Below are 20,319 nucleotides of genomic sequence, written 5' to 3'. Positions count from 1 at the left end.
TTGATCGGACGCGAGAGGCTCCCCAAAACAGATGAAATAACCTAAATTACTTGGATCAGGACTAATTACGATCAGGGTGAATTCAACGGATGTAGATCGCTGAAGATCCATATCCGATCACATGCGGCCCGGCGGATACCCAAGCGGTGAGCGGAGGCGACAGTTGGCAGTGGTGAATGCCAGAGACGGCGATGCGGACAACAGCGGCCCGTCCATGCCCCGCGCCCCCCATCCGTTGCACCAGCCGCAGAGCCTGCGGACCATACAGAGCGTGCGGCCCTTGGAACGACACCGCATGCGGATGCGGCTGCTCGACGACGTGGACGAGGACCGGCGCGATGTCGACGTGCTGCTGACCGCGCTCCAGCAGGCGATAGCCGAGGTGCACGGCCTCGGCGGCATGGTGCATCTCCCGGGCGGCGGCATGAGCGGCATCCTCTACCTGGTAGCCGACAGTGGCCTGCCCGAGTCGATGACCCGGCCCTGGCTGATCATCCCGGTACGGGGCACGGCGCCGCCCAGCAGGGCTGCCTTCGACGACACCGTCACCTGGCAGTCCGACCTGGCCCCGCCCGACCCGGTGCCCGGCCGGAACCCTGCCGCCCTGTGGCCTTCCCGACTCCCCGCCGGCATCGGTCACCTGGCCGTTCCCATTCCGGGCGGTGGCCGGCTTCCGGGCGGCGGCCGGCGACGCGGCGCGCTCTCCGTCCTGTTCGCCCCGGGCGCCGAGCCCGGCGCGGCGGAACGCGCGTTTCTCGGCGAGGTGGCGGCCTGGATGTCCGGGAGGCTCAGGTCGTCCGGGATCCTCAATCCGTCCCCCACCCTGCTGCGCGCCCTCGAGAACGGGCCAGTGCCACGTGAGGCTCTCCCGTGGGACGTGGAAGGGGCGCCCTCCATCACGTACACCTGGGACCTGCGCACCGGCGAGCTGACGTCCGAGCGGCCCGTCGATGAGGTGCTGGCCGGCATCGATCCGAGGGTGATGAGCGGCGGCATCGAGGCGTGGGCAGCGCTGATCCACCCGGACGATCTGCCGGGGGCGGTAGCCGGCTTCGACACGGGCATCCAACTGCGCGGCGGCTTCCAGAACGAGTACCGGATCCGGCGCCAGGACGGCACATATCTCTGGATCGAGGCCCATGCCCGGACGATCACGGACGAAGAGGGGACACCGGTGAAGGTGACCGGCACCCTCCGGGACAGCAGCGAAACGCACGCCGTCGCCGAGTCGGTGGGGCGGGCGCTGCGACACATGAGCGACGGCTTCGTTTCGCTGGACACGGACTGGCGCATCGGATTTCTCAATCAGGCCGCCGAGCGGCTCTTCGGCGCCGCGGGAGATGTGGCCGGAGCCGTGTTCTGGAACGTTCCCGCGGTAGGTGCCGTGCGGGGGCTGGAGGAACGGTGCCGGGCCACGGCGGCCGAGGGCCGGCCGGCCGGGTTCGACATACCGTGGCCGGACGGGACGTCCTGGTACCACCTGCGGCTGGTGCCGGTGCCGGAAGGCCTCACGCTGTACATCACCGACACCACCGAGCGGCATCTGCGGGAGGTCGAGCGGGCCGCAGCCGAGCGATCGGCCGCTGAGCGGTCGGCCCTGGTGCAGCAGATCACGCGGGAGCTGGCCGAGGCCGTCACGGCCCAGGATGTGATGGCGGCGGTGGCCGACGGCGTGATGACACCCCTCGGGGCCACCGGTCTCATCATGCTCGGCGTGGTCGGCGACCGGCTGACCGTGGTCGGCTCCCGGGGATATTCGGAGAGCTTCACCCGGCTGCTGGACGGGCAGTGGACAGTGAGGGACACCACGAACCCGGTGGGGGACGCCCTGCGCACCCGCACCCCCCTCCACATCTCCTCCCCGGAGGAGTTCCTCAAGCATTACCCGGGGGCCGAGCTCCTGATCCGGGAGGGCGGCAAGCAGGCGTGGGTCTTTCTGCCCCTGGCGGTGTCGGGGCGCGGGATCGGCGCGGCGGTGATCTGCTTCGGCCGGCCGCGGGTGCTGGACGACGACGAACGAACGCTGCTGACCGCGCTCAGCGGACTGATCGCGCAGGCCCTGGAGCGAGCCGGTCTCTACGACGAGGCGACGACCCGAGCCCGTACCCTCCAGCGCAGCCTGCTGCCGCAGGCACTGCCGGAACTGCCCGAGGTGACGGCCGCAGCGCGCTACCAGCCGGCCAAGCAGGGAGCCGACGTCGGCGGCGACTGGTACGACGTGATCCCGCTCTCCGCGGCCCGCGTGGCGCTCGTGATCGGCGACGTCATGGGCCACGGCATGGCCGAGGCCGCCACCATGGGCGGGCTCCGCACGGCCGTCCGCACCCTCTCGGAGCTGGAGCTGCCGCCCGACGAAATCCTCGGCCACCTCAACGACATCGTCGGCGAGCCGGGCACCGATGTCTTCGCAACCTGCCTGTACGGCATCTACGACCCGGTGACCCAGCGTCTGTCATACGCCAGCGCCGGTCAGCCGCCCCCGGCAGTGGCCCACCCCGACGGCACCGTCAGCTTCCTGTCCATGACCCCGGACCCTCCGCTGGGGGTGGCCACTCCACCCTTCGAAACCCTCGAGACCCTACTGCCCGCCGACAGCCTGCTCGCCCTCTACAGCGACGGCCTGGTCGAGAGCAAGGACAGGGATGTCACCACCGGCATGAACCGCCTCGCCGAACTCCTCATTCAGTCCGTGAACGCCATGCCGGCCCCACCGGCGGACGCGTCCGACCTGGACACCCTCTGCGCCACCATCACCTCCGCTCTCCTCCCCGCCCACGGCGCGCTGATCGACGACGCCGCCCTGCTGCTGGCCCGCACCCACCCGCTGGACGCGAAGAACGTCGCCGAGTGGCCGTTGCCGGAGGACCCGGTGGCGGCGCGCGAGGCCCGCGACCTGGTCCGCGCCCAGCTCACCGACTGGGACCTGGCCGACGAGGACCTGATCATGACCACCGAACTCCTGGTCAGCGAGTTGGTCGGGAACGTCGTCCGGCACGCTTGCGGCCCCATCCGGCTGCGCATGCTCCGCAGCCGCGCACTGATCTGCGAGGTCTCCGACGCCAGCCTGACCACGCCGCACATCCGCAACACCTCCGCCACCGACGAGGGCGGCCGCGGCCTGCAGCTCGTCTCCGCGCTCTGCTGGCGCTGGGGCACCCGCCACACCCGCACCGGCAAGTCCATCTGGACCGAACAGCCCCTCCCCACCGCCCCGGTTTGATTTTTGACCTCGCACGTAACCCGGTCCGCTGAGATCTCCCGTTTCCGGGGCACGTGACACGGGCCTCCCCCACGCCTCGAGATTCGAGTAACGGAGCCCGAAGGAACGGCCGCTGAGGATGGGTGTCCCCGATTTCCGCGCACCGGCTCCACCGCGCCCGGCGTGGTATCCGGGCCCAGGGCCAGGGCTGCTGCCCGGGCACGGATTCGGCCGCACCACCGACTCGGGGCACCGTCGGAGGAAACGCCCATCGGCAACACTGCGGTCCGGGCGGAACAATATCTGTGCTCGCGGCGTGAGAAACCGACGCGGCGCGCACTGAATATTCCATGGACGACCAGACCGGACAGAATTTTCATACCGCCCAGGGCCGATCACGTCATGCTACTGTCGAGGCCAGTTGCAGTTGTGGTTGCCTGGAGGTTTTCCGACGGGGTGATCATCGCGGCGACCGGAGTTCACACAGGGCGAACTCCGAGCACCGTCCCCGAAGGAGAAACAAAATGGCTACTGGCACCGTGAAGTGGTTCAACGCGGAAAAGGGCTTCGGCTTCATCGCGCAGGACGGCGGCGGCCCCGACGTCTTCGCCCACTACTCGAACATCGCCACCCAGGGCTTCCGCGAACTGCTGGAGGGCCAGAAGGTGACGTTCGACATCGGGCAGGGCCAGAAGGGCCCGACGGCCGAGAACATCGTTCCTGCCTGACGCCGACACCGACGCTTGCTTCGCAGCTGGGGCCCGCACCTTGGGGTGCGGGCCCCAGCTCGCTGCATTCAGGACGCCTCGAGGGAATTCTCCGCCGAACGGGCGATACGTTCTCCGCCCATCCAGCCGCCCCCTCATCTCCGGCTCGTTCTCGCGATTCTCTGCGCTGCTCAATTGCTGCGGGAATTCCTTGGTACGTGCCCCATCAAGGAAGGTTCCGCATGAACCGTGCACGCACATCCCGCACATATGACCGCTTCGGCGGCTCTGCCGCCAACCGCTCAGGAGCTCCGCGCCGTCACAAGGGCTACGGACCTCGAGCGGCCGCGCCACAGGGCGAGTTCGCGCTGCCGAAGACGACCACGCCCGCGTTGCCCGTGGCGGAGTCGTTCGCCGATCTCGCCATGCCGGGGCAGTTGCTCGCCGCGCTCGGCCACGAGGGCGTGACCGTACCGTTCCCCATCCAGGCCGCAACCCTGCCGAACTCCCTCGCCGGCCGTGACGTACTCGGCCGTGGTCGCACCGGTTCGGGCAAGACCCTGGCCTTCGGCCTCGCCGTGCTGGCCCGTACAGCGCCTCGGCGCGCCGAGGCACGGCGGCCGCTCGCCCTCGTCCTCGTCCCCACCCGCGAGCTCGCCCAGCAGGTCACCGACGCGCTCATGCCGTACGCCCGTTCCGTGAAGCTGCGGCTGACCACCTTGGTCGGTGGGACGTCGATCGGCAAGCAGGCCGCGGCGCTGCGTGCCGGGGCGGAGGTCGTCGTCGCGACCCCGGGGCGGCTCAAGGACCTCATCGACCGCGGCGACTGCCGACTGGACGATGTCGGCATCACGGTCCTGGACGAGGCCGACCAGATGGCCGACATGGGCTTTATGCCCCAGGTCACGGTGCTGCTCGACCAAGTACGACCCGACGGGCAGCGGATGCTCTTCTCCGCAACCCTGGACCGCAACGTCGACCTGCTGGTCCGCCGCTACCTGACCGACCCGGTGGTCCATTCCGTCGACCCGTCGGCGGGTGCCGTCACCACGATGGAGCACCACGTGCTCCACGTGCACGACGCGGACAAGCATCGGACAACCACCGAGATCGCGGCCCGAGACGGTCGGGTGATCATGTTCCTGGACACCAAGCACGCGGTGGACCGGCTGACCAAGCACCTGCTGAACAGCGGGGTCCGCGCGGCGGCCCTGCACGGAGGCAAGTCCCAGCCGCAGCGCACACGGACCCTGGCCCAGTTCAAGAGCGGTCATGTGACAGTGCTGGTGGCGACCAACGTGGCGGCGCGCGGGATCCACGTCGACAACCTCGACCTGGTCGTCAACGTGGATCCGCCCAACGACCACAAGGACTACCTGCACCGCGGCGGCCGCACGGCCCGCGCCGGCGAGTCCGGCAGCGTCGTGACCCTGGTGACACCCGACCAGCGCCGCGGCATGAGTCGGCTGATGGCTTCGGCCGGCATCACCCCGCGCATCACCCCGGTCCGTTCGGGTGAGGCAGAGCTGAGCCGCATCACAGGTGCCCAAACTCCTTCCGGCGTCCCGGTCGTCGTGACCGCGCCGGTCGTGGAACGTGCCCGACGCCGCGCCGCTCCCTCTCCGACCCGAGGCCGCGGCAGCCGCACCACGAAGGGCCGGCCCGCCGGCGAAGCTCCGCGCCGCGGTGTGCGACGGAAGTCCGCCGTCGACCCGGCAGCCTAGGGCCATCGCGATCAGAAAGCTCACCCATCCCCGCAGGAGGCAGCTTTGACATCGGCCCAGTCGCAGCAACACCGGGCGCACCCCGATCCCATGCCCCTGATCGGCTCCATGGACGCCTCCGGACCGCGGGTCCGGGACGACATGACCATCGAGGTGGCCCTGTCCGTCATGGCCGGTGCCCGCGTCGACCTTCTGCTCCTGTGCGACGCGGACGACCAGTCCACGGGCTTGGTCACCCGGGCCCAGCTGGCCGCTCTCCGCGACAGCTCCACGTACACCGACCGAGTTCGTCTACGGGACGTCCTCGGCTGACCGTGCGGCTCACCCGGCGCTCGGCCCGTCGCCGCCGGCGAGGACGACGGGGACGGCCGGGCCCCGGGCGCGTTTCCGCCCTCCCCCGCTGATCCACATCCGCTCCAGCCGGCCCGTTCTTCCTCCTGTGAGGCAACATGCGCTGTGTCATCGCCCGGTACCCGTTCGAACTGACGAAGAGCGGAGTGCTGGCATCCATGCAGGGCGTCACGCCCGAGCTCATCACGGGTGAGTCCGTGACCATCGGCCGCCGTCGCTACCCGGTCAAACAGGTGGGCGAAGTCATCACCCGACAGGACCGCCGCGACTTCACCAGCAGCGAAGTCACCCGGGCCATGATTCGCCTCGGCTTCACCTGCCACGCCCACCACCCCGAGGCCGTGCCCGCGGCTGCCTCCACTCCGCTCCAAACCGCGTCGGAACTGCTCGGCCGCCCAGAACCCCTGGACCTGTGAGAACGGCCGGAGTCGTCGTGGCCGGGGCGTGGGCCCAGGGCAGCACCCCCCGGTGATCGGCGGCCGGACAGGCGGACGGCCCGGGTGCGGAACCCGGGCCGTCTCAGGGGCAACTCACAGGGAGGAAAAACCCCGTTGCAGCGGAGTGGCGTCAGCCGCGGCGGCTCGCCCGGGCGAGGGCGGGCACGAAGCGGAGGGCGTCCACGGTGCCCACGCCGGTGGCCATGTCGTAGCCGTTGACGGCCTTGTAGCCGGTGACGCCGCCGTAGCTGTTGTCGGTGCCGTCGTTGACGTCCACGATGCCGGTGCTCTTGTCGTGGTGGGCGGACCGCTTGTAGAGGGTGTACAGCGCCTCGTTGATGTTGCCCACCCGGTGGCCGGCCGCCTGGTCGGCGAGGGCGATGATGCCCGAGAAGAGCGGGCAGGCCTCACTGGTGCCGCCGCTGACGTCCCAGCCGGTGGCGGTCGGGTCGAAGCTGGAGTAGATCCAGGCGCCGCCGTTGACCGCGGCGGCCATCGACACATCCGGGGTGCCGCGGCGGGCGCCGACGGTGCTCTTCACGCCGTTCTGGAAGGCCGGGCGGGAGAAGACGTGGGACTGGCCGCCGCCGCCCGCGCCGTTGTCGTTGTAGACGCTGTCCGGCTTGACGCGCTCGCCCTTGTCGTTCAGGTGCAGCTGGGTACCGCCGATGGAGGTGACCAGCGGGTCCGAGGAGGGCCAGGAGTTGACGCGCTCCTTGTAGTAGCCCTTGCCGTCCGCGGTGTTGTCGGTGGCGCCGCCGTCACCGGAGGAGGCGAGGACGGTCACGTGCTTGCGGTTCGCGTCCTCGAAGGCGTAGCGCAGCTTCCCGATGCTCGAGAAGTCGCCCTTGTCGAAGCCGGGGAAGGTGTTCTCGGTGGCACCGAAGCTCTGGCTGATGACATCGCCGACCCCGTGGTCGATCAGGTGCTTCTCGGCGTCCATCATCTCCGGGAGACCGGTGGTGCCCTCGGTCTCGGCGACCGCCGTCTCCACCAGGACGATCTTGGCGTCGGGTGCCACCGCGTGGGCCATCTCGACGTCCAGGGTGGACTCGCCCGCCCACCCGGTCATGTCGGAGTTCTTGGGGTCGAAGACGGGGACGTTGCCCCACTTGACCACGTCGACCTTGGTGCTGGGCAGGCCGAACTGCTTGCTGTAGACGTCGAGATCGTGCTGGATGGTCGGGGAGCCGAACGAGTCGACGATGACGATGGTGCGCCCCTTGCCCGTGATGCCCTTCCGGTACAGCGCGTTGAGGTCGTACGCGGTGCGGTACTGGAGCGGGTTGTAGCAGGCGATCTTCCACTTGGCCTGGCACTGCGCGATGGGGAGCGGGCTGGGCACACCGTGGACCAGGGTGTGCCCGGCGATGGCCGGAACCGCCTTGGTGTGCGGTACGGCGGCGGGCGCGGCGGTGGTGGCGCCGACCAGCGGAACGGTCGCCAGCGCGGCGACGACGAGGGCGGCGGTGGCAGCCGTGGAAGCCGCGACGCGGCGCCCGGTACGGGCTATGCGCATGAATCCCCCTGAGTGGTCCGGAGTTACACGAAAGTGGTCACTGCGCATCCCATCGACTGAGTCATGCACAGGACAAGACCATTGAACTGTCGATGTCGAATCCTTTACCCAAACAGCACCTGCCGGTACGAACGGCCGCCCCCTGCCAGCACGTTCACGGCATCGAGGAAGAAGCAGACGACCGCCGGGGCGCGGTGAAGGCAGCGGCGGACCGCCAGGGGCCGTCTGTCAGTGGCCAGTTGCAGCGAGCGGTTGGATCAGGGGCTGCGGTACAGGGGGTTGGGCGTCTTGAAACCGCGGTCGTGGTAACCGCCCGCGCAGTCGCTGACCTTCACCGCGTCCACAGCTGGATCCAGCAGACGGTCGGCGGCCGACCCCGCTCTTGCCCGCAGCGCCCCGGACGCCCCCGTAACGGTTTCCGGGGCGCCGCCGTGTGCACTGCGCAGCGGTCCCTGGTCACTACTTGATGAGACCGGCCGCCCACTGAGCCCACTCACGGCGCATCGCGTGGAACCGCAGGCCGTACTCCAGGACGATCCGGCCGTAGACGGAGAGGTTGTCGTCGTCCCAGTCGATGGACTCCGTGAGCCGGCGCAGGTCCTCGTGAGCCTGGTCGGACAGCTCGATCAACTCGGTCAGATAGCCTCGCGCCTGCTCCGGCGTCAGCACACCGAGGAAGAACACCCGTAGCAGGATGTCACTGCGGACGTTGCGCTGCGGCTTCGTCTCGGTCAGCCAGTGCCGCAGTTCCGTCAGGCCCTCGTCGGCGAGGGCGTACTCCTTGCGCCCCCGCGGCCCCTCGGCCGACACCGTGATCAGTCCGGCCTCTGCCAGCTTGGTCAGCTCGGTGTAGATCTGGCTCTGCGTCGCCGGCCAGACGTTGGCCAGCGAGGTCTCGAACAGTTTCAGCAGGTCGTAGCCGCTGGCGGGCCGCTCCGCGAGGAGGCCGAGCAGTGCGTGTCGAAGGCTCATGTCTCCAGCCTACATTCCATCCTTGACATGTCATTTACCGACCTTCTACTTTTGACATGTCAGGAAAGAAAGCCGGTGCGGAACACCAACACGGAGACCAAGATGTCCTACCTGCGCACGTTCCTCCCCTGGATCGTCTTCGCGGTCCTGCCCTCCGGCAGTTGGCAGTGGGGCGCGCTGGCCGCCCTCGTGGTCGCGATTGCGGTGATCGGCCAGCAGGTCCGGGCCGGCACGGGACTCGATGCGCTGATCATCGAGCTGGGGTCGGCGGTCTTCTTCGCCGTCCTGACCGTCATCGCCTTCGCCGATCCGCACTCGGGTGTGCACGACTACTCCGCGGCTCTCTCCTCCGGCACGCTGGCGGTCATCGCCGGCGTCTCACTCGCCGTCGGCAAACCGTTCACGCTGGGCATCGCCAAGCGCACCACACCGCGCGAGATGTGGGGGCTGAAGCCGTTCATCCGGACCAACGTCGTCATCACCGCCGCGTGGACCACTGCCTTCGCCCTGACCGCCGTCGTGCTCGCCTTCGTGGCGCAGGCCGGGAACGCCCATTCGACCACCGCCACGCTCATCCAGGTCGCGGGCTTCGTCGTCCCGATGGTGTTCACCGTCCGCTACGTCGCCCACGTCCAGGCCAAGGCCGGGCAGGCCGCCCGATGAGCGAGCAGACCCGTCGCCGTCTCGCGGGCAACTACGCCCCGGTCACCGATGAACTCACCGCGTACGACCTGCCGGTGACGGGCCGGATCCCGGCGGAGCTGGCCGGCTGGTACCTCCGCAACGGGCCGAACCCGGCCGACGCCGCCTCCGGGCACTGGTTCTTCGGCGACGGCATGATCCATGGGGTCCGGCTGGAGCACGGGCGGGCCGTCTCGTACCGCAACCGCTGGGTGCGCACCCGCTCCTTCACCGACGGGGCGCGAATGTTCGACGAGCGCAACCACCGCGACCTCGCCGCCGGACCGGCCAACACCCACGTCATCCGGCACGCGGGCCGGACCCTCGCCCTGGTCGAGACGGCCCTGCCCTACGAGCTCACCTGCGACCTGGACACCAAGGGCCCGCACGACTTCGGCGGCCGGCTGCACAGCGCCATGACCGCGCACCCGAAGACCTGCCCGGTCACCGGAGAGCTGCACTTCTTCGGCTACGGGATGCTGGACGCCCCGCACCTCACCTACCACCGGGCCGACGCCGCGGGAGAACTGGTCATCAGCAGGCCGGTCGACGTCCCCGCACCGACGATGCTGCACGACTTCAACCTCACCGCCGCACACGTCGTCTTCATGGACCTGCCCGTCGTCTTCGACGTCGAGCTCGCCATCGCAGGCGGAACCATGCCGTACCGCTGGGACGACGGCTACGGTGCCCGGCTGGGCGTGCTGCGCCGCGACGACCCCTACGGCGAGGTGCGCTGGTTCGGCATCGACCCGTGCTACGTGTTCCACCCGCTCAACGCCTACGACGCGCCCGACGGCACCGTCGTCGTGTACGTCATGCGCTACCCGGAGCTGTGGCGGCGCACCGGCGACACGGTCGACCACAGGCAGGAGGCCGTGCTCTGGAAGTGGACGATCGACCCGGTGACCGGCACGGTCCGCGAGGAGCAGTGCGACGACCGGCCCGGCGAGTTCCCCCGGATCGACGACCGGCTGACCGGCCTCGACGCCACGCACGGGCATGTGACCTGCGGCAACTCTCTGGTGCGGTACGAGCTGGCCACCGGGAGCGCGACCGCACACGACTTCGGCCCCGGCCGCACGCCCGGCGAGGCGGCCTTCGCTCCGGCCGACGACGTGGCCGGTGGTCCCGGCTGGCTCATGACGTACGTCTACGACGCCGCCACCGACCGCAGCGATCTGGTCGTCCTGGACGCGGGTGACCTCACCGCCGCCCCGGTCGCGACCATCCACCTGCCCGCCCGGGTGCCGTACGGCTTTCACGGCAACTGGCTCCAGGACTGAACGATCCCGCACCACGGAAGGCTCAGGGAGTGCGCGACGCCCCCGACTCCGAGTCGAAGGTGTCCCCCCTGGGTGCCACGCACAGGGCCCAGACGATGAACGCCGACAGCGCCATCATCACGATCGACCACAGCGGGTAGTACGGCACGGACAGGAAGTTGGAGATGAGCACGAACCCCGCTATGGCCACGCCGCAGACACGGGCCCACATGGCCGCCTTCAACAGCAGCCCGATGCCGACGACTACGGCGGCCGCCCCCAGGGCGACGTGGACCCAGCCCCAGCCGGTGAGGTCGAACTGGAAGGTGTAGTTACGGGTGGCGACGAAGACGTCGTCATGGACGATCCCCATGACGCCCCGGAAGACGTCGAGCACCCCGACGATCGTCAGCATGATCGCGCCGAAGACCATCAGGCCTCTGGCCCACTGCTGCCTCGCCGTCTGCGCATGTGTGGTGTGTATCGAGGTCATTCCTTCGCCTCGCTCTGGCTCGTCCGGCCCGTTCGGCGACCGGCGGATATGTCTGCCGAATGACCGGTGGAGATGTCTGCTCGGTGAGCGGTGGAGGTGACGGAGGCCGCTCTCCTGCTGCCTTGAGCATGCGCACGGTGAGGACCGGGCGGCCTCACCCGGGACGGGTGAACGAGTGGGTCTCCGATCGTGCAGTGGCGGTCGGTCGATCCATCTGCAGCCGACATGCGCAACACCCGGGCTGCTCCTACGGTGGAAAGGCAATCCGCCGATGCGCGGGAGTCCCGCGTTCAGCGAGTGGCGCGTGTCGGCTCCGCACGGCACCGAAAGGCAGTCCGAAATGGCCACAGCGTCGGAAGCTCCCGTACTCGACACGCTCGCCGCCATGACGATCGACTCGATCGAACGCTGCGGCATGGATGAGGGCACGCTCATCCTCACTCGTCTCGCCGCGCTCGCAGCCATGGACGCACCGGCGATCTCCTACCTGGCCCACGTCGATCCCGCGATCAAGGCGAACCTGTCGGCCGAGCAGGTACAGGACGTTCTCGTCGCGATCGCCCCCGTGGTGGGCACGGCGCGCGTCATGTCGGCTGCGGGCCACATCGCCGAGGCGCTCGGTTTCGCCATCGCGTTGGGCGCGTCCGAGGCCGAGGCCATGGCCGAGGCGGAAGCCCGGCGCCGAAGCAAGTCCTGAGAGCGCGGGGGGGGGCAACGGCACAACGGCGTGTTGTCAACCGTCCGTCTGCGCCCGGGGTCCGCCTTTCCGCCTCCGCTGATTCCTCTACGAGGACACCCCCGGGTCAGTGACCCGGGGGTGTCCTCGTGGGCTGGTCGCGACTGCCTCAGGGCACGCTGCGCCAGGTGTTGCTGGCCCACAGCGAGCCGCCGGTGGAGGGACCGCCGCCACTGCGGTAGACGACGAAGTTCCCGTCGTTCTGGGCGACGGCGTAGGCGCCGGTGTGACCGTAGGTGCCGGTGGACCACAGGGCACCACCGAGGCCCGGACCGCCACCGCTCTTGTAGACGACCAGGTTGCCGTCGCTCTGCATGTCCATGAAGGCGCCCGTGTGACCCCACGTGCCGGTGGACCAGATCGCCTTGCCGTCGCGCTTGCGGTACATCACGACATTGCCGTCCGACTGCACCACCAGGCGGGTGTACCGGGTCTGGGTCCACCAGCCGCCGCCCAGCTTCTGACCCGAACCGACCGTCGCCGACCGCACGTTGGTGCCGTCCGCCCACAGCGACCCGCCCATGCCCGGACCGCCGCCGGCGCCGTAGACCACGATGTTGCCGTCGTCCTGCACCAGGGCGTAGGCGCCGGTGTGACCGTAGGTGCCGGTGGACCACAGGGCACCACCGAGGCCCGGACCGCCGCCGGCGGCGTAGACGACGAGGTTCCCGTCGCTCTGCATGTAGGCGTACGCCCCCGAGTGGCCCCCGGTGCGGCTGCTCCAGATCACCGGGCCGTTCCCCGCTCCGCCCGTCGTGAGGTACGCGACCAGGTTGCCGTCACTCTGCATCGACAACGTGACGTTCGCGCTGCTCAGTCGGTGGCCGGAGCTGAGCTGCTGGCCGGGCTGCAGCGAATTGGCGGTGTTCGCTCCGCCCGTGAAGGCGGCGGTGCCGTTGGGGGTGCCGAGGCCTGTCGGGCCGTCGTAGCCGGAGCCCGCGCTGCACAGGTAGCTCGGTGAGCAGGTGCCGTTGGAGCCCGTGGTGACGTCGTTCAGCGCCGCTGTGTGGCCGTACGGGTACGAGGACGGGTAGCTGTTCGCGCTCGGGGTGCCGGCAAGGGCGTAGGTGGCCGCGATGATGGGCGAGGAGGCACTGGTGCCGCCGTAGACGTTCCAGCCGGAGGCCCCGTAGGTGGCGTAGACCGCGACGCCGGTGGCCGGGTCGGCGACCGCCGAGACGTCCGCGACGGTGCGGTGGGAGCAACCGGCGTCCGCCTGCCAGGAGGGCTTGGACTCGTAGGCGGAGCACCCGGATCCCGTGCCCTGGGCGCTGGAGTTGGACCACACCGACTCGCTCCAGCCACGGGAGTTGCCGGCTCGGCTGAGCGAGGTGCCTCCGACGGCGGTGACGAACGGGGAGGTGGCCGGGTACTGGGCGCCGTAGCCGCTGTCACCCGCGCTGACGGTGATGGCTACGCCGGGGTGGTTGAAGTACTGGACGTCCGCAGTGGTCTGGCTCGGGTCCTCGGTGCCGCCGTAGGAGTTGGAGACGTACTTCGCGCCGAGGGCGACGGCCTCGTTCTCGGCCGTGCCGAGGTCGGACATGTCGGCGGAGCTGGCCTCGACGAGCAGGATGTGGCACTGCGGGCAGGCGGCGCTGACCATGTCGAGGTCGAGGGATATCTCGCCGGCCCATCCCGGGTCCGCACTCGGGTAGGTGGTGCCGCCGGTCTGGTTGACCTTGCGGAAGCAGCCGTTCGCGGTGGTGCAGGCAGGAAGGCCGTACTGGGACCGGTAGGTGGCGAGGTCCGATTCGGCGGTCGGGTCGTCGTACGCGTCGACGATCGCCACGGTCCGGCCCGAACCGGCGGTGGAGGAGGGCAGGTTGTAGGCGCTCTGCAGGTCCGAGGGGCCGTAGCCGGGCGGCGGGGTGTTCGGGCTGGCGGTCATGTGCTGGACGACATCGGTCCGGGCCTCGGCGAGACACGCCATCCGGCCTGGTGTGGTGGCGTGGGCGCACAGGTGCTTGACGTGGCCCGCCGAGGCGGCCGCCGGTGCGGCCGAGGCCGCGTACGCCGTCGCCATGAGGGGTCCGCCGGATATGAGTGCCGCGGCGGACAGCGCGGCGGCCGCGGCGGAGCCCGCCCGGCGTCTGCGTCTGCCGCCCGGTCCCGCTGTGGAATTTTCAGCCCTTGAGCGCAAGGAACTGCCCTTCTCTGTAGTACCGATTGAGGCCGACGGATCTGCTCATGACAGTCGTTTCGACAGATGTCGGCGGACGTGTGGCGAATGTTGCCGATCAGCGCCGTGTGGGACGCGCGCCGATGACGGGGACGCGACGGCAGGAACGTGGCCCCGGTGCTGACCCGCAAGGACGGCCGACGGTTCCGTGGCTTCGCAGGCAGGAGGAACGCGTCCCGTGGTCGTGCACAGGGTGCACCGACTCTTCGTACGCGTCGTCGACTTCGTCCACGTCCTCGCCTCGCCGAATCCCCACGCCCGAACAGGCGAGTAGACGGACCAGAAACACTCGCAGAAGCCTCCACGGCCAACGATCCGCTCAGTGGAGGAGGCTGCTGGCGGGACGCTAGCCGCCCTGACGAGGAGAGACAATCAGGAAGAAGTAAATCCTTGAACGACGCCCCGCCTGCCACCCCGCACGAGTTGGCAGAGGAACGTCGGCACGGCGGGACGCGGAACGACCGCGCCCCGCCGTCGATCGCCTACGGGTGGTGCCCCTCGTCGATTTCGAAGGCTTCCAAGGTGTTCAGAGGAGTACTCGCGGCGTTTTCGCCACCGACTTCATAGACGCAGGTCCGGTGCGGAGCATCAGGACAGGGTGCGCTCGCCGCGCCCAGCGAGTCGCGGGCGGTGGGCATCGGAGGCAACGCCGTCCAGGCGTTCCTGGCCGGGCTGTAATCCTCGAACGTGTTGAGGGCGACCGTGTTGATGCCACCGACCGCATACAGGCAGGCTCCCCTCGATGCGTCCGTCGATGCGTCGGGACAGCGAGCTGCCGCCGCCGCCAGGTCGAAGCGGGCGGTGGGCATCGAGGGCAGCGCCGCCCAGGAGTCCGTGGCGGGGCTGTACGCCTCCACCGTGTCCAGGACGGCGGAGCCGTTGTTGCCACCGACGGCGTACACGCACGTCTCCCTCAACCCAGGCACTCTCCGGGGGCAGTCGGAGGTCGCCGCTGCCAGTGCGACACGGGCGGTGGGCATCGAGGGCAGGGTCGCCCAGGTGTCCGTCTCCGGGCTGTACGCCTCCACCGTGTCCAGGATGGCGCTGTTGCGGCCGCCGATGGCGAACACACAGGTCCCCCTCAGCCCGGCGACGCCTCTGGGGCAGGGTGCGGTCGAAGCGGCGAGGTTTTCCCGGGCGGTGGGCATCGGGGGCAACGTCGCCCAGGTGTTCGTGGCCGGGCTGTACGCCTCCACGGTGTTCAGGTCGACACCGTGGAAGCCGCCGATGGCGTAGACACAGGTCCCCCTCAGCCCGGCGACGTTCCTGGGGCACGGCGCGGCAGCCGCCGCAAGGAGCCTGCGGGCGGTGGGCATCGGGGGCAACGTCACCCAGCTGTTCGTGGCGGGACTGTATGCCTCCAGCGTGTTCAGGTCGTTGGTGCCGTCGTAGCCCCCGACGGCGTACACGCAGGATTCCCTCAGCCCGGGAACGGCGTGGGGGCACGGCGCGGCGGCCGCCCCGAGGAAGCTGCGGGCGGTGGGCATCGGTGGCAGCGTCAGCCAGACCCCTTGGGCGTGCGCGAGGGCGGCCGTCAGGGCGAACAGCGGGGTCAGAACCGCCACCACGAGCGAATGCCATCCTCGGCGCCTGCGCGAAGAGCCGGTGCCCGTCAACGGCCCGGCACCGGCCGAACTGCCGTGCCCTCTCTCCCGCGCACGATCGTGCCTCAGCAAGATGTCCACCCGTACCTCTCTCCACAACGGCGGCCGGATCGGGCGCCCCACGGGATGAAATGACTTTTTCATCCCTATTGAGGCATCACGGTCGTATCGCATTGCGGAGGCGGCAACGGGCAAAGGGGTGATCGCCGGGCCGGCTTCGTGCGGGAGGCGGACCGCGTCGGCCGGGCGGTCCGCCTGCCGCAGTCGCCGCCCGGCCCGGCGCATGGCCGGCGCAGTGCCCGCATCGGCGAGCCGAGCCGGTTTCAGGCCCGTGCGCGCGGTTCTTCACCACGGGGTCGGAGACGGCGCACCGGCTCCGCTGCGGGCCGGCGGCGTACCGTGGGGGCATGGCCCCTCCGCTTCCGGGTCCGCTGGCTCCGGTGGCCCCCCTTCTCAGTCACTACGGGTACTGGGCCGTCGGGGTCCTCGTCTTCGTGGAGGACTTCGGGGTTCCCGCCCCGGGCGAGACCGTTCTGATCGCCGCGGGCGTCTACGCCGGTGCCGGGCAGTTGAACATCGTGACCGTGGCGGTCATCGCATTCGCCGCGGCCGTGATCGGGGACAACCTGGGCTATCTGATCGGCCGGGTCGGCGGACGTTCCTTCGTCCACCGCTGGGGCCGCTACGTCTTCCTGACCCCGAAGCGCTTCCACGCGGCCGAGGTGTTCTTCACCCGCCACGGCGGCAAGATCGTCACCGTCGCCCGCTTCGTCGAGGGCCTGCGCCAGGCAAACGGCATCCTCGCCGGCACCTCCGGAATGCGCTGGCGCCGCTTCCTCGCCTTCAACGCGCTCGGCGCGGCGCTGTGGGTCGGCCTGTGGGCGACCCTGGCCTATCTGGCCGGAACCCATGTCACCGCCATCTACGACGAGATCGGGCGCTACCAGCTCTACGCACTCGTCGCCCTGGGAGTCCTGGCCGCCGCGTTCGTCGCCCGGCATGTGCTGCGTCGCCGACGCGAGCGATGACGCGAGGCCCGGAACCCTTGGGTCCGGTGGCCGGGCGGAATGGGCCGTGTGAACAAGGGCAGCTCATGCGTCTCGACCTCACGTAGCCTCAACTGAGGCCGCGTTGTGATACGGCCGCCCTCGGCCTGACCGGCACCGCACTTCCCACCCGGCACCGTTCCGACACCCGTCGTCCCCAAGGGCAGACTGCTCGCGGACCGAGACGGGGCTGGCCGAAGGGGCGCGCGGGACCGGACGATACTCTTCAGAAGTTGCGCAACCTTTGAAGTCGGCGACCTCACCGGATCGGTCTCCCGAGGGCGCTCGGCGGTCGGCCCGTCAGCCTCAGACCCGAGAGGAAATGCTCCTGATGTCCGCCTTGTCCTACACCGAAGCCGTGGGGGTCGGTCTCCTGCAAGGCGTCACGGAACTGTTCCCGGTCTCGAGCCTCGGCCACAGCATTCTGTTGCCCGCCCTGCTCGGCGGCCACTGGGCGCGGGATCTGAACGTGGCGGCCGACAATTCGCCCTACCTGAGCGTGCTGGTCGGCCTGCACCTGGCCACCGCCGCCGCACTGGTCGTCTACTTCCGCCGCGACTGGGCCCGCGTGGTCGGTGGCCTGATCTCCTCCGTGCGCAACCGCCGCATAGAGACACCCGCGGAGAAGCTCGCCTGGCTGCTCGTCGTGGGCACCATCCCGGTCGGGATCGTCGGACTCGCCCTGGAGCACTTCCTGCGCACGGTGATGGGCCGCCCCGTCCCCGTCGCGATCTTCCTCACCCTCAACGGCCTGGTGCTGTACATCACCGAGCGGCTGCGCCAGGGCGGCGGCGGACGGCACCGGGCCGGGCACGAGCCCGCCCCCGGTGACGAACACCTCGAAGCGGACGAGCTCTCCGACCGTCGCCTCGCCCAACTGACCTTCCGCCACGCGGCGCTGATAGGCGCAGCCCAGATCCTGGCGCTGTTCCCCGGGATCAGCCGCTCCGGCTCCACCATCAGCGCCGGCATCCTGCGCGGCCTGGGGCACGAGGACGCCGCCCGCTTCGCCTTCCTGCTCGCCACCCCCGTCATCGGCGCCGCCGCCCTGCTGAAGATGCCCGAGCTGTTCGGCCCCGCCGGCAACGGCATCCACGGCCAGTTGCTGGCGGGCAGCGTCGCCGCGTTCGCCGCCGGATATGTGGCCGTGGCCTTCCTCACCAAGTACTTCGAGACCCGCTCCCTGACGCCCTTCGCGGTCTACTGCACCCTCGCCGGACTGGGCGGCCTCGCCTACCTCACCGTCGCCTGACCGGCTCCCGTCCGACGCGCCCCACAGGCCCCGGCACAGGGCGTCGTCAGACGTAGGAAGACCGTCCGAACACATACGAGGGCCGTCCGACGGGCCGTGCCGGGCCATCGGCCGGCGCCACCTGGCGGCCCGCGACCCGGGCGCCCTTCCTCGCGACCACGTCCACCAGCGCTTCGCGCACGGTGGACTGCGTCCCCGCGCCGAGCCTCGTCCAGGCATCCCCGGCCGTCGACCCCTGTTGCGGAGGTGGGCCCTCCGCCTGTCCGTTGCGTCGCTTGTTGCGGGGCGTGCGCTGGGGCCACCACAGGACGTAGAGGGCGGAGCCGACGGCGAACGCGAGCCGGATCAGCCCCCGGGTGGAGTCGGAGGGGACCAGCAGGGCGCTGCCGTACAGCGAGATCAGCGCGATCCAGCTCACCCAGGGCACCAGCCGCCGCTGCCCGATCGAGTCCCAGATCAGCGTGCCGAGCAGCACAGAGGCGTTGTAGTACGTGTATACGCTCGGGTCCAGCAGGATCCGCGCGTCGGCGGCGAGCAGCACCACGGCCGCCCAGCGGTGTCTGCGCACCGCGAGCGCGCCCAGGCCGATGCCGAGCGCCATCTGCGCGGGCCGGTCCCACCAGGGGGTGGACGGGTCGTTCACACCGAACCAGCGCAGGGACGAGGCCGCCTGGTTGGGGATGGTGAAGCGCGCCGCGGCGAAGGTGTCCATGTGGGTGAGGTAGAACGGCAGCCAGGCGGCCGCCACCAGCCCCACGAGCCAGACGGCGGAGCGCAACCGCGCGGGCCGGGGCAGCACCAGCAACAGCGGCAGGAAGCCCACCGCCCAGGGCTTGGAGTCCACGGCCAGCGCCAGGAGGACACCGACGGCGACGGCGTTGCCGCGCACCAGCGACCGTACGGCGAGTGTGGTGAAGAACAACGCCATCACGTCGTCGAGGTGGGCGAAACGCACCGAAACCTCCACCCACATGGGGATGAAGGCGGCCCCGGCAATCAGCACGCGCTGCTGGAGGCGCCTGTGGTTCAGCCCGGTGCCCAGGTTGTGGTCGGCCGCCGCGCGGCCGACGAGGACCAGCATGTACATCCCGAGGCCCGACATGAACGCCTCCGCGAGCCTCTCGCCCACGTCGGCCGGGAACGGGGAGAACAGACCGGCGACCAGGAAGCTGACCGGGCCTATCTGCAGCTCGGGGTGGTTGGCGTACAGCGCGAGGCCGCCGCCGGGCACCTGGCTGAAGAGCAGTTCCTCACCGCTTCTCAGATAGTGCCAGGACACGGCTCCATGGCGTTCGGCCACGAAGAACCAGACAACCGTCCAAAAGGTCAGCAGTGCGTGGTGCCACCGCACTGGGTAACGTCCGATCCGGCCGATCCGCGTCCCGTCCCCGGGCGCGGCTCCCGCCGTCTCCGCGTTCCGCACGTTCCGTCCTTCCCGTCTGCCGGCCTCCGGCGTGGGGACGGCCGAGGACGCGGCCACCGCGGAGGGGACGCCGCGTGGGTCACCCGCTGGACCGGGAGACCCGCCCCGCCCCGGCCGTCCTGTGGCGCCGTCGGGTGGTGGCCTGTGCCCCGCAGACGCCTCGCCGTACGAGGCGCCTGTCGCGAACCGCCGGAAGCATAGCGAGACACTTGCCGGATTGCGCAACTATAGAGTGAACTCTTGGCGCCGATCGAATCGCGTCGAGGCCGGTCGTCGCGTTCGTCACGGAGGTAATTACGCATTCCGCTCGGATCCTGCTCACCGCAGCCTACGGGGCCCCGGTCGCCGGAAGGCGCCCTCCCCCGCACCACGGCGGCAGTCGGCGGGCGATCCGGGCGATCCGTACAAGGTGTGAACACCGAGGAGGAGTGACATGCGACGCGCCGAAGTCATCGAGGACCGTCGGCACGCGCTGCGCGACTGGGCCATCCCACTCTGCACGATCGCCGTCAGCGCCGTCCTGGTGACGGCGATCGCGACCGAGCGCGAGAGCGGGGTCGAGGACAGCGGACGTTCGGCCTTCCAGCCCTCGTCCCCTCATGCACACGGCACCGCCGGACACGGTGCCGGCGCCGCCCCCGCGCACCGGGGCGCGGCCCACTACGCCGCACACGTCCTCACCGCACCACCGCCCCGGTGACACGGCGGTTGCGCGGCCGTCGGTTCCG

17 protein-coding genes are annotated in these 20,319 nt (G+C 70.0%); 11 read left to right on the top strand and 6 right to left on the bottom strand.

Annotation, left to right across the window (positions count from 1 at the left end):
- Positions 1-280: 280 nt before the first annotated feature.
- The 5 genes from AAW14_RS11905 to AAW14_RS11885 all read left to right on the top strand — a co-directional run bounded on the left by AAW14_RS11905 (position 281) and on the right by AAW14_RS11885 (position 6,397).
- Positions 281-3,220, top strand: coding sequence for a SpoIIE family protein phosphatase (locus AAW14_RS11905; protein WP_265562921.1), 2,940 nt, complete (start codon positions 281-283; stop codon positions 3,218-3,220).
- A 503-nt stretch (positions 3,221-3,723) separates the two neighbouring features.
- Positions 3,724-3,927 carry a cold-shock protein gene (locus tag AAW14_RS11900; RefSeq protein WP_265562919.1) on the top strand — a complete coding sequence of 68 codons (204 nt, stop codon included), beginning with the start codon at positions 3,724-3,726 and terminating at the stop codon, positions 3,925-3,927.
- Between the two features lie 221 nt (positions 3,928-4,148).
- Positions 4,149-5,630 (top strand): DEAD/DEAH box helicase, encoded by a 1,482-nt coding sequence (locus AAW14_RS11895; RefSeq protein ID WP_265562917.1) that lies wholly within the window; start codon positions 4,149-4,151, stop codon positions 5,628-5,630.
- 45 nt (positions 5,631-5,675) lie between these two features.
- Positions 5,676-5,942 carry a hypothetical protein gene (locus AAW14_RS11890; RefSeq protein ID WP_416223291.1) on the top strand — a complete coding sequence of 89 codons (267 nt, stop codon included), beginning with the start codon at positions 5,676-5,678 and terminating at the stop codon, positions 5,940-5,942.
- Between the two features lie 137 nt (positions 5,943-6,079).
- Positions 6,080-6,397: an SCO5918 family protein gene (locus AAW14_RS11885; RefSeq protein WP_265562915.1), complete on the top strand. Its 318-nt coding sequence runs from the start codon at positions 6,080-6,082 to the stop codon at positions 6,395-6,397.
- 151 nt (positions 6,398-6,548) lie between these two features.
- Here the strand turns inward: AAW14_RS11885 and AAW14_RS11880 are convergent, their stop codons facing one another.
- Entirely contained in the window at positions 6,549-7,937 is a 1,389-nt protein-coding gene (locus tag AAW14_RS11880; protein ID WP_265562913.1) for a S53 family peptidase, read from the bottom strand.
- A 459-nt stretch (positions 7,938-8,396) separates the two neighbouring features.
- On the bottom strand, positions 8,397-8,909 hold the full coding sequence (locus AAW14_RS11875) for a PadR family transcriptional regulator (RefSeq protein WP_265562912.1): 513 nt from the start codon (positions 8,907-8,909) through the stop codon (positions 8,397-8,399).
- Positions 8,910-8,984: 75 nt separating this feature from the next.
- Here AAW14_RS11875 and AAW14_RS11870 point away from each other — a divergent pair, with 75 nt between their 5' ends.
- On the top strand, positions 8,985-9,572 hold the full coding sequence (locus AAW14_RS11870; RefSeq protein ID WP_265562910.1) for a hypothetical protein: 588 nt from the start codon (positions 8,985-8,987) through the stop codon (positions 9,570-9,572).
- On the top strand, positions 9,569-10,876 hold the full coding sequence (locus tag AAW14_RS11865; protein ID WP_265562908.1) for a carotenoid oxygenase family protein: 1,308 nt from the start codon (positions 9,569-9,571) through the stop codon (positions 10,874-10,876). The genes AAW14_RS11870 and AAW14_RS11865 overlap by 4 nt, the downstream gene beginning before the upstream one ends.
- Positions 10,877-10,898: 22 nt before the next feature.
- Here AAW14_RS11865 and AAW14_RS11860 read toward each other — a convergent pair whose 3' ends face one another.
- Positions 10,899-11,348 (bottom strand): hypothetical protein, encoded by a 450-nt coding sequence (locus tag AAW14_RS11860; protein ID WP_265562907.1) that lies wholly within the window; start codon positions 11,346-11,348, stop codon positions 10,899-10,901.
- A gap of 340 nt (positions 11,349-11,688) precedes the next feature.
- On the opposite strand from AAW14_RS11860, the gene AAW14_RS11855 reads away from it, so the two are divergent.
- The gene (locus AAW14_RS11855; protein ID WP_265562905.1) at positions 11,689-12,045 is read left to right on the top strand and encodes a carboxymuconolactone decarboxylase; all 357 of its coding nucleotides are present in this window, start codon (positions 11,689-11,691) and stop codon (positions 12,043-12,045) included.
- Between the two features lie 148 nt (positions 12,046-12,193).
- Here AAW14_RS11855 and AAW14_RS11850 read toward each other — a convergent pair whose 3' ends face one another.
- Both AAW14_RS11850 and AAW14_RS11845 read right to left on the bottom strand, forming a co-directional pair.
- Entirely contained in the window at positions 12,194-14,110 is a 1,917-nt protein-coding gene (locus AAW14_RS11850) for a hypothetical protein (protein WP_265562903.1), read from the bottom strand.
- Between the two features lie 638 nt (positions 14,111-14,748).
- On the bottom strand, positions 14,749-15,834 hold the full coding sequence (locus tag AAW14_RS11845) for a Kelch repeat-containing protein (RefSeq protein ID WP_265562902.1): 1,086 nt from the start codon (positions 15,832-15,834) through the stop codon (positions 14,749-14,751).
- Positions 15,835-16,277: 443 nt separating this feature from the next.
- Here AAW14_RS11845 and AAW14_RS11840 point away from each other — a divergent pair, with 443 nt between their 5' ends.
- Positions 16,278-16,898 carry a DedA family protein gene (locus tag AAW14_RS11840; protein WP_265562900.1) on the top strand — a complete coding sequence of 207 codons (621 nt, stop codon included), beginning with the start codon at positions 16,278-16,280 and terminating at the stop codon, positions 16,896-16,898.
- 349 nt (positions 16,899-17,247) lie between these two features.
- Positions 17,248-18,168, top strand: a complete 921-nt coding sequence (locus AAW14_RS11835) for an undecaprenyl-diphosphate phosphatase (RefSeq protein WP_265562898.1) — start codon at positions 17,248-17,250, stop codon at positions 18,166-18,168.
- A gap of 46 nt (positions 18,169-18,214) precedes the next feature.
- On the opposite strand, the gene AAW14_RS11830 is transcribed toward AAW14_RS11835, so the two are convergent.
- Entirely contained in the window at positions 18,215-19,591 is a 1,377-nt protein-coding gene (locus tag AAW14_RS11830) for a hypothetical protein (RefSeq protein ID WP_322741061.1), read from the bottom strand.
- A gap of 433 nt (positions 19,592-20,024) precedes the next feature.
- Between AAW14_RS11830 and AAW14_RS11825 the strand changes: the two genes are divergently transcribed.
- Positions 20,025-20,291: a hypothetical protein gene (locus tag AAW14_RS11825; protein ID WP_265562896.1), complete on the top strand. Its 267-nt coding sequence runs from the start codon at positions 20,025-20,027 to the stop codon at positions 20,289-20,291.
- The last annotated feature ends 28 nt before the right edge of the window (positions 20,292-20,319 follow it).

Source organism: Streptomyces hygroscopicus (genome assembly GCF_026168105.1).
Lineage (GTDB): Bacteria > Actinomycetota > Actinomycetes > Streptomycetales > Streptomycetaceae > Streptomyces > Streptomyces hygroscopicus_D.
Note: the sequence above shows the minus strand (reverse complement) of the source record. Positions and strands in the feature narration are given on the sequence as shown.